The sequence below is a fragment of the Okeania sp. SIO2B3 genome, from assembly GCF_010672525.1.
In the GTDB taxonomy this organism is placed as follows: domain Bacteria; phylum Cyanobacteriota; class Cyanobacteriia; order Cyanobacteriales; family Microcoleaceae; genus Okeania.
In genome coordinates this window covers 1-10,027 of sequence record NZ_JAAHGH010000164.1, presented here as the reverse complement: position 1 = coordinate 10,027, position 10,027 = coordinate 1, and the positions used below count along the sequence as shown (strand labels likewise).

The window sequence follows — 10,027 nt, the reverse complement described above, 5'->3', positions numbered from 1 at the left end:
GTTCATTCTACCTGTTTGTTCTGGGGCGATATATGCTAAGGTTCCTTCTAGTTGATGGGGGAGAAGAACTGTGAGAAATTCTTGGGATAAACGGGTAGAAATGCCAAAGTCGATGATTTTTAGTTGTCCTGTTTGGGAATGATAGACAATATTGGCAGGATTAATATCTTTGTGGATGATATTAGCTTGATGAATTGCTGCTAGACTTTCTGTTGTTTTAATAGCAATATTCAGAAAGTTTTCTAAGTTTAATTGAGATTGAGATATTAATAATTTTAGAGATTCACCACCAAAGTCTTCTAAGAGTATTGCTAAAGTATTTTCGTATCTTTGTAAATCGTAAGCTTTAATAATAGTATTAACATTCAAGGAACGAAGAATTTCATATTCCTGTCTATAGTAGGTAAGTTGGGAGGGAGTAGGATAGTTTTCTTTAAGAATTTTGAGAATAATAGCCTGATTATCTGGCTTGAGGATAGCTCGATAAATCAATGAATTATCACTTTCGTAAACTTTAGCAATAATCTGGTAGTTAGTCTTGGAATCAATCATTCTTCTATGCCATAGAAACGAAGGGAGTTATCCCAAAGAATCTTTTTCACAATTTCTGGAGAAAGCTGCTCCTCTAATGCCACAGCTTTGTTAACAACATAGGGATCGTGATCGAGGTGAGGATAATCAGATCCAAAAATCAAGTTATTTTCACCAATGTATGAGATAATATCAGAAATATAGGGTTCAGAAGGATCTATTTCAATAAAACACTGGCGACGAAAATACTCTGAAGGTTTCATCTTGACATTGTCTTTAACCTCCCAATAAAGTTCCTCATACTCTTGATCTAATCGCCATAACCAGTAGAGTAGCCAGCCACAACCTGACTCTAGAAAACCTACCCTAAGCTTCGGATAGCGTTCTAATACTCCTCCTTCAATTAATGCTAACAATGCCATCATTTGCTCCATCGGATGAGCGCAAGCGTGTATTGAAAAATGGCTATCAAATCTGTCTGCTCCAGTAGCTGGTAGACGACAATGGGCAGCAGTATGAATGCCAACCGCTATTCCTAATTGCTCACACTCTGCCCAAAATGATTCATAAGCACGATCGCTCAGTAGTCGCCCTTTAACTGGGTTAGGTAATACACAGACACTTTTCCAGCCAAACTTTGCTATCCGATTTAATTCTGGCACCATATCTTCAGGATTATGAAGATTAACTATTCCTACTCCTCTGAGTATTTCTGGATCGTAGCTACAAAAGTCTCGTAACCAGTTATTATAGGCGAGAACGAACTCCTGAGCAAGTTGAGGGGTCATTGTATCAACGGCCAAAAGCCATAATCCATAAGTTGGATAAATCAATGATAGATCAATTCCCATTTGTTTCATCGCCCTAACTTGAGATTCTGCATCAAAGTTATTGGGTAAAGAAAGTTTACCTTGAACTTGATTAGAAATCTTATGATATATTTTCGTACCTTTAATTGTCAGATCGGGCAAAGGAGCAAAACTTTTAAATCCTGGATTAAGATACTTTTGCCAAATGTCAAGTGGCTCTATAGTATGAGCATCTGCGTCAAGAATTTTATATCTATTTAACATCTCAAAAATCTGATATTATTATTTATAATTAAGTATTCAAGTTATTAAACTAGCTTGCATTAAATGAGCAAGGAATAATCAAGTGGGAACTCTACCAAGTTATTGGAAAATGCTATCTTGAAAAAGATAGACATCTCAGAAAAAAGTACTCAAATCTTGATTTTTCAATTGCCCAAGATTATATTTCTACTTTTTGGAGATGTCTACTTGTTTTTTTGTCTAGTTTAGTATATTTAACTTCCGTTCTTAGAAACCTATGATTATCTATATAAATCTATGATTTTCTATAAATAATCTGTTCTATTCCTGCTTCTACCTGGCAACGTCGGTGTCTGTCCAGTCCACAAGCTGTCACGGTCGAACTGACCGCCATAGCTAAATTTAACGCTGCATTTAAGTCTCGTTCGCGCTAGCGTTGCGGAGCAATCACAGCTAAAATTGCAGTGTTCGCAATTTTTTATAAATAATACCAGATTTTAGCCAACAGTTACAAGCCCTGACGGGAAGTACCGCGCTATCCCGTTGTCGGAGCCTAGCGACAGCTATTAGGGGAGCGTCCTATGGGAAAGCCAGGGCCAAGAATCAGATACCTCCACAAATAAAACCTTCCTATACCCTTGACAAGCTAGGAGGTATTTTGTTATTGTCAAGGTCAACACAGGGGGAGGACATCACCTCTGTCAAAATAGCGGTCATTTTTTTTATGACTGAAGAATCCCGCGTTGTCGCGCTATGCACAAGGTCGGGAGTATGTCAAAAAGTAACTGGTATATAGAGATTATCAGGAACAAATTGGTTGCTATCGTCATTTTCAACCCACTCTTTTAACTCTTTATCTGAAAGGTTAAACTCACTAGGTTTTGGAGGATATGATATTACCAAGTTAAATACTGGTTCGTTATCGCGTGTCTCTTCAAGATACCCTGTAAAGGTATCCGTATCTATAGAGATTTTTAAGGAAGGCCCAAAAAAATCTATATCAATACCTTTCTTCTTAAACATTTTCAAGATTTTTTTGGAGTTTCGAGATAGAAATATTTTCCTGATCTCTTCTCCCTTTGGCAGCCAGGATTCTGCAACAAGCTGGGAAATTTTTTTAGTGACTGCTCGTAAATCGTTGGGTGAGCTAGATTGTAGAGTACAGAATGTATCAAGCTGTCCGTATGTTATTCTTTGCATGATGTATTTATTTTTGGGATAAATTGATTAAAAGATTGACATACTCCCTATGTTGTGCTTAGTTGACAACAGAGGATTTTTGAATTTTCGCTATGGAGTTCCTGACGATATTAATCTAGCACATTCTTCATCTAGTTGCCATAGGTAATAGGCAAGGGAACAGCTATAAGCAAGTCTAGTTAAAAGTCAATAAAGCAAATAACCTCCCATTAAAACTGTTGTTTGGTTAATGAGAGATTATTAAAATATTTTGGTTAGATGTTCTTCTTGGCTTGTAGAAATAGGAATTTAAACCAAAACTTTTGGTCTATACCTATTACTAAGAACTACAGCTAGGAATATAAGAATTAGGAGGTGTATAGTTACTATTATCTCGGTCATTGAGCCAGTCTGATAATTCTTCTTTTGTGAGTGTTGCTTCACTAAATTGTGGGCAAGCTGGAAAGGCAATGACTACTGTCAAAATATTAGGACTATTTGGGGTAGGATCTTGAATAGATCCATTAGCAATAGCAGCATCAGTTTTAAATACTACTATGCCTGATTCAATGTCTAGCTTATTAAAAATCGGAAACTGATAAAGACCTTTGCTTTCATCTTTAACATCAGGAAAAGCGTTACTCAAAAATTCACCGTATATATTCTGGTCTTGAGGTTTTGCCCCCATTAATTTTGCTAAAGAAGGCAATTTATCTGCAACAGTAGGGTTTTCTAATTTATCAAAATTTTTTGTAGGGTTTTGAAACCAGTGTCTAGCTTGTTTGGCCAAAGGATCTGATTCAGCATATAACCATATGTAGGAAATAATTTGAGAAATCATCTTTGTTTGAGCCAGCATATGCCGCAGAACTGACCCTTGAATTAGTTTGTCAGAGTTTGGGTTTTCTAACAATTGCTTTTCAGCTAACTCTGAAAACTTTTCCTGGTTACTTAAACGCAAATTTTCGGGCGATAATACCATAGTGCAACCTACCTAATAGTCTTTTATTAAAGTGAAAAAATCTTTTCTCTAATAGAGTATGAAATTTTTAGTTGAATGATGCAAGTTTTGCAAAAAAATAGAAAACCTCCTAGAGTATATCCTAACAAAATGAAACCTGCACATTTCAACTCAAACTTTATAGAAACATTTAGGATTATCCCAAACTATTTTTTTCACTATCTCCTGGTATAAATTATTCTCAAGCTCTACAAGATTCTTAACAATATCTGGCTGATGATCCATGTGTGGATAATCTGAGCCAAATATTAAATTGTCAGAACCAATGTAATCAATAATTTGAGTCAGATAAGATTCAGATGGGTCAACGGCAATATAACATTGACGGCGAAAATATTCTGAAGGCAGTAATTTTACCATATCTTTGACTTCCCAATGTAAATTTTTGTATTCTTCGTCCAACCGCCATAACCAATAGGGCAACCAACCACAACCAGATTCTAAAAATCCTACCCTCAGCTTGGGATGACGCTCTAATACTCCTCCTTCTATTAAGGCCAACATGGCCATCATCTGTTCCATGGGGTGAGAACAAGCATGGAGGGCAAAACGACTATTGAATCTATCTGCTCCTGTGGTGGGTAAGCGACCGTGGGTTGCTTCGTGAATGCCTACAGCTATGTCTAATTCTTCGCAAGCAGCCCAAAAGGGTTCGTATTCCGCATCGCTCAAAATTCTGCCTTTGACGGGGTTAGGGCGTAAAAAAACTGCTTTCCAGCCAAAATTTACAATTCGGTGTAGCTCTTTCACCATTTCCTGGGGGTCATGGAGATTCATTGCCCCTACTCCTTTTAACCGACTGGGGTCATAGCTACAAAATTCTTCATACAGCCATGTATTGTAGGCATGGGTAAAAGCTCCGATGACTTCTGGGGGCAAAGTATCGATCGCAAATAACCACAGTCCAGAAGTAGGATAAATAAAGGCTATATCCACTCCCATCAATACCATTTCTTGGACGTGAGATTCAACATCGTAGTGGTTTAAATAAGCATGGGGATGAGCTTCCATCATCTGTCTATTTCCCTCTTGTTCTACTTGTTGGGAGACTTTTTCGTTGATGGGTTCCCCTTTAATTTTCATGTCCAGGGAGGGAGCAAAGTCTTGAAATTGAGGTTCGAGGTATTTTGCCCACATCTGGGGAGGTTCGATAACGTGGGAGTCTGCGTCTATAATTTTGTATCCGTTGAGCATAGTTAAAAAAGGAAAAAGGGTAGTAGTAGCTCGTCTAGTTAATATATCAGGACTTACGCAAACTCACCTTAAAAACGCCATATGTAGGGGCGTTAGCGGAGCTTTGCGTTAGCAAATGGCATTCGCCCTAACTAGATTTAGTGTCCGTGCGTAAATCCTGTATATATAATAAATGTTTAGCTGTTCAACATAGTTAAAAAAGTGCATTATATCCTTGGGTTGGGGGCAGGTTCATCAGATAATTTGTAACACCATTAATTTAACGCGAAACCCGCCCCTACGACTGGGTAAATGCCATTCGCCCCTACGACTCCTAATTCCTAAAGTTCCAGCAGATTTTTTTCTGTCCAACTACGATTAAATACTAATTCATATATGCGGTTATGAATTTTCAGCAACTCATTTTGCTTAATTGCTAGTCCTGATAAACATAATTCTTTTTCTTCTGGAATATCTGTCCTAATTATCTCTTTTTGCTCTAATAATTGTTGATAAATTTCGAGCATTTGTCTTTTATTTTCACTATGAAAAATCCGGTCGCGAATGGTTTTTAAATGTTCTGGTTCATCTTGATCTTCCCAATTTTTTATGATTTTTTCTTGTACTAAGTTTTCTATCCATTCGGTTTCACCATTGATGGGAATTGGTATTTCTGAATTACGAATTAACTGACATAGTTTTTGAGTTAAAAAAGGTTGTCCTCCTGTCCAGTTTAATATTTCTTGGAGCATGGTTTGAGGATTACTAACTTTTTCTGTTATTCCATATAATAAAGGTTGTGCTTCATGTGTTTTGAAGCTTTCTAGTTCAACTGCTTGACCAATATTAAAGGGTGTTTTCCTAATATCAGTCATTAATTCTGAAGGAGTTGCTACTCCAAAAAAAGCAAAGGTGAGATTCTGACATCTAGACTCTGGATCGATGGTTTGTTTATTGTAGCAAGAGCGAATTAGGGCAAAAAAGTCATTGACTGGAAATTTTAAGCTTAAGATTGTATCAACTTCATCTAGAAAAATGAATACTTTTTTGATAGATTCATCGTCCTCATTATTCAGTTCAACTAATAAAATATCTTCAATAAATTGACCTAATCTTTGTACGGGAGAAATATCTAATCTGTCGTTCCACCAAGTTTTTAATTTGATTAAGTTAAATTTTTTCATTAAACGAAAACTGCGCAATAGATCCACTGCTAATCCTTTATACCATTGTTCTACGGTGACATTTTCACTACCAATTTGAGTTAAATCTATTGCTGCACAATGATGTCCTTCATGGTTGAGATGGTGGATCATTCTGACCATGAGACTAGATTTTCCCATTTGTCGAGCATTCAAAATATAACAAAAATCTCCTTGTTTTAAGGCTTGATAGAGGGTGCGATCGGCTTGTCGGACTACATAAGTAGGGGCATTCATCGGCAAACTTCCACCTACTTTATAGTTAAAATTAGAGGCAGGTTTGCCAGTTTTTAGTAGTTCATTTTCAAAGATTAGTTCTGCTTGAGTTGCTTTGAGAACGTCTAAGGTTTGTGATAGTTCTTTTGTGCGTTCTTCTACTCTTTGTTCTAGGGTTTGATAAAGTCGGGAATTGTCGATGGAAATTGCTGCTTGAGCAGATAATATATTTAATAATTCGACTCTTTCTGAGGTGAATGTATCTGTGGTTAAATTATTTTCTAAATAAACTATTCCGCTTAATTGACTTTGATTAATTAGGGGTGTACAGAGAATTGATTTACTTTTTGTGGCGATAATATAAGGGTCATGAATAAATTGTCCTTGGTTAGCTGCGTCGTTGAGTACAATATATTCTTGAGTGCGAATTACATAGTTAATAATGGTGGTTGGTAATATGGGAATTGATGTTTGGGGGTCTATAGATTCGATGGGAATTGATTGTAAAATAGTTACTTCGTCGCTATCTATTTTTCCTTGAGCTTCGATCGCCCAATTTCCTTGATGGTAGAGAATTAAAAATCCTGTTTGTGCTCCAGCATTTTCGATGGTAATTTTCATTAAGTTGTACAGGAGATTTTCGAGCTTAATTTCACCAGAAATTGCTTGAGATGATTTCATTACTGTGGTTAAGTCGAGAATTTCTCCATCAGTATTAGAGGTAGAAAGAGTTGTACTAATACCTTTTGATTTATTTTTATTTGTTACTCTTAATAAATATTGGGGATATTCTGATTCTAACTGTTTTACTTTTGCTTTTGCTCCCCAACGGATGTAACAATGATGGGCATTTTTGAGGTAAAATTGACCTATTTCTTCTCTACCGATGAGGGCGAGATAAAATTCTGCTGATCGTTCATAAGCTAAAGCTTCTTCGTGGATAAATTCATATTTTTTTGCTCCTTGAATGGCGCGATCGTACAGTTCTTGTGCTTGCAAAGTTTGTCCTAATATTCTGGCTTTTTCTGCTTCTACTAAATCGTATTTATGCTGGAAATTTTCTCGGCAATATCCAGCCCATATTTTCATATCCTCTTGATTTTTTTCTACTTGTTCTAGTAATTCTTTTTGCTGTTCTGTATCACAATTATTGTGATGAGCAAGACAAGCAAGGGAATAGTAAAAATTGTGCTGTGGGGTACATAAATATCCGATCATTCCAGCCACATATCTATCTGCACATTGACTATTTTTAAAAGCTTGAAGAGAATCTTTGAAGAGATATAAAATTAAGGTTTTGCCAAAGTAGTAAATAAATAGTAACCATTGGTTTTCTTGATTAATATATATTTCTATTGCTCTATCTTCTGCGTCTTGAGAATTTCCAATTAATAGATAGTATTTGTGTTGCTCTGTAGTGGTTAAGTTTAAAACAATATTTTTGCAGATTTCTATATAATTTATAGAATATTCTTGATGAGTTTTTGCGATTAACTTACTATATTTTAGGTAATCCCGTTCAACCTCTTCCAAATTACATCCTCCAAAAAACTCGATCAAACAATAGTCCATAGCAAGATAACAAACATACTCGTTGTTTCCTCTATTGATATCTTTTTGTAAACTATTCAGTAATTTTTCTTGTGATTCTTTTTCATTGAGCCACTTTTTCCAATGCCAGATATTTCCATAATATTGATTTATAACTACAGATTCTAATTGAGGAATATTATCTTTATTTAACAATTTAAGAGAAAGCTTTCCGAACTGATATCCAGAATCAACATCTTTTGTTATTGCACACAGAAGCGATCCATATAAGCAATAAGTAATAGCAGCTTCAGGAGGATTATTATATTCAATACATAGATTAAGTTGAGTTAACATTGCTTCAATTCGCAGAGAAACATTTGTTGTTGCTGATGCTGTACCAACTGACTGCATTATGGAGAAAGCTGCTAGTTTATAGGGGTCGGTCATTTTTGGCAGATCGGCTAAATCTTCAATATTTTTTCTTTTTAATAGAAACTTCAAAGATTTCTGTTGTTGTTCAAGCCTATTTTTTATGGCACTATCACTAACAATTTCTTGAGAGATTTCGATTCCGAGTTTTTCTAAAATTTTTAAAGCAACATCTATAGATTTTTGTGGCTGAAATTGACCATAGTAAGATAAGATTACTAACTTATAAACCTTAACTTTATCGAGAATATTGTTGACTTTTTCTAGAATAGTTGTAGATAGTTTTTCAACCTGTTCCCACTGAGAATTTAAGTACAAAGCTTCTAAGGTTTCTACTTGGAGTTCTAATGTGAATTTGTATTGCTCCTCCCAATTATTTTCTGCTAATAATTTGACACCAATCTCTAAATATTCTAATGCTGTTTTGTAAGCCGTAGAAGTTTTTGCTTTTTTACCTGCCTGAAGATTTAATTTCGCTAACTCATCTTTTTCCCATTGTTCGATAATTAAACTAGACCCTTGATTAAGTTGATTGACAACATCAAAAATCTTATTCTGTAACTCATCCTCTTCAAAACTTTTCAATAGTAGACGACCTATTTGTAGATGCAGTTGCTTTTTTTCTGCTGCTGGAATTAGAGAATAAGCTGCCTGTTGTACTCGGTCATGTAAAAATTTGTAGGGGATATATTTTGCCGATTCAAAATAGTTTTGCGAGAGGTTATTTGATAAATCTTCAGGATTCCAGAGTAAAGGAACTTTATAGTTATTTTTTAACGGTAAAATCAGCCCTTCATGTAAAGCAGATTGTAATTCATTAGCTGTTACTGTTTGAGATTTATTATTAACGATAGCCAGAATTTCTAAATTAAATTTATTGCCGATACAAGCTGCTAATTTGAGAACTTGTTGAGTTTTCTTATCTAATTTTTCAATTTGACCCACCATCAATTCAACTACATTATCAGTAATAGAAACTCTTTCAATTTCTTCTAGATTCCATTGCCAATAACTTTGTCGATTATCTTGTTGCTTATGGGGGTTAAAGACTAATAAATTTTCTTGATATAAAGAACTCAGCAGTTGAGTCAGGAAAAATGGATTACCTCCTGTTTTTTTGGCAACTAATTCTGCTAAAGGTTTGGTAATGTCTGTAGAGCAACTTAGGGTATCGGCAATTAATTGATTAATATGATTAATTTTTAAGGACTCAAGAGTAATTTCCGATACTGGTACTTGTGCAGTCTTAATTTTCTCTAAAGTCCGTACTAGAGGATGGGTAGGACTAACTTCATTATCTCTATATGCTCCTATTAAAAGAAAATATTGGTTTTCATCATCTGACATTAATTGCTCAATTAAGTTCAGAGATGGTAAATCTGCCCATTGTAGATCGTCAATAAAGATTACTAAAGGATGTTGTTTTTTACAGAAAATACTCAAAAATCTTTGAAAGAATAAATTAAATCTATTTTGACTTTCAGTAGCTCCTAATTGTTCAACTTGTGGTTGTTTACCGATGATTTTTTCAACTTCGGGAATTACATCAATAATAATTTGACCGTTATTTCCTAGAGCTTCTAATATTTGAGTTTTCCAAGTTTGTAGAGTTATTTCTGGTTCACTTAGCAGTTTACGGATTAACTCTTGAAAAGCTTGAGAAATTGCTGAATAAGGAATATCTCTCTGGA

At 35.2% G+C, this 10,027-nt stretch carries 6 protein-coding genes; all 6 read right to left on the bottom strand.

The features are described 5' to 3' along the window. Positions 1-552: protein kinase (locus F6K15_RS36135; protein WP_293070679.1), on the bottom strand; the 552-nt coding region annotated here is incomplete at its 3' end. Then, the gene (locus F6K15_RS36130; protein WP_293070677.1) at positions 549-1,604 is read right to left on the bottom strand and encodes an amidohydrolase family protein; all 1,056 of its coding nucleotides are present in this window, start codon (positions 1,602-1,604) and stop codon (positions 549-551) included. The genes F6K15_RS36130 and F6K15_RS36135, both read right to left, overlap by 4 nt. Before the next feature lie 753 nt (positions 1,605-2,357). Beyond that, the gene (locus F6K15_RS36125; protein WP_293070675.1) at positions 2,358-2,783 is read right to left on the bottom strand and encodes a hypothetical protein; all 426 of its coding nucleotides are present in this window, start codon (positions 2,781-2,783) and stop codon (positions 2,358-2,360) included. 319 nt (positions 2,784-3,102) lie between these two features. Continuing rightward, positions 3,103-3,744, bottom strand: coding sequence for a hypothetical protein (locus F6K15_RS36120; protein ID WP_293070673.1), 642 nt, complete (start codon positions 3,742-3,744; stop codon positions 3,103-3,105). A 150-nt stretch (positions 3,745-3,894) separates the two neighbouring features. Continuing rightward, positions 3,895-4,977 carry an amidohydrolase family protein gene (locus F6K15_RS36115; protein WP_293070671.1) on the bottom strand — a complete coding sequence of 361 codons (1,083 nt, stop codon included), beginning with the start codon at positions 4,975-4,977 and terminating at the stop codon, positions 3,895-3,897. A gap of 320 nt (positions 4,978-5,297) precedes the next feature. After that, on the bottom strand, positions 5,298-10,027 hold a 4,730-nt coding region (locus F6K15_RS36110; RefSeq protein WP_293070669.1), incomplete at its 5' end, for an AAA-like domain-containing protein.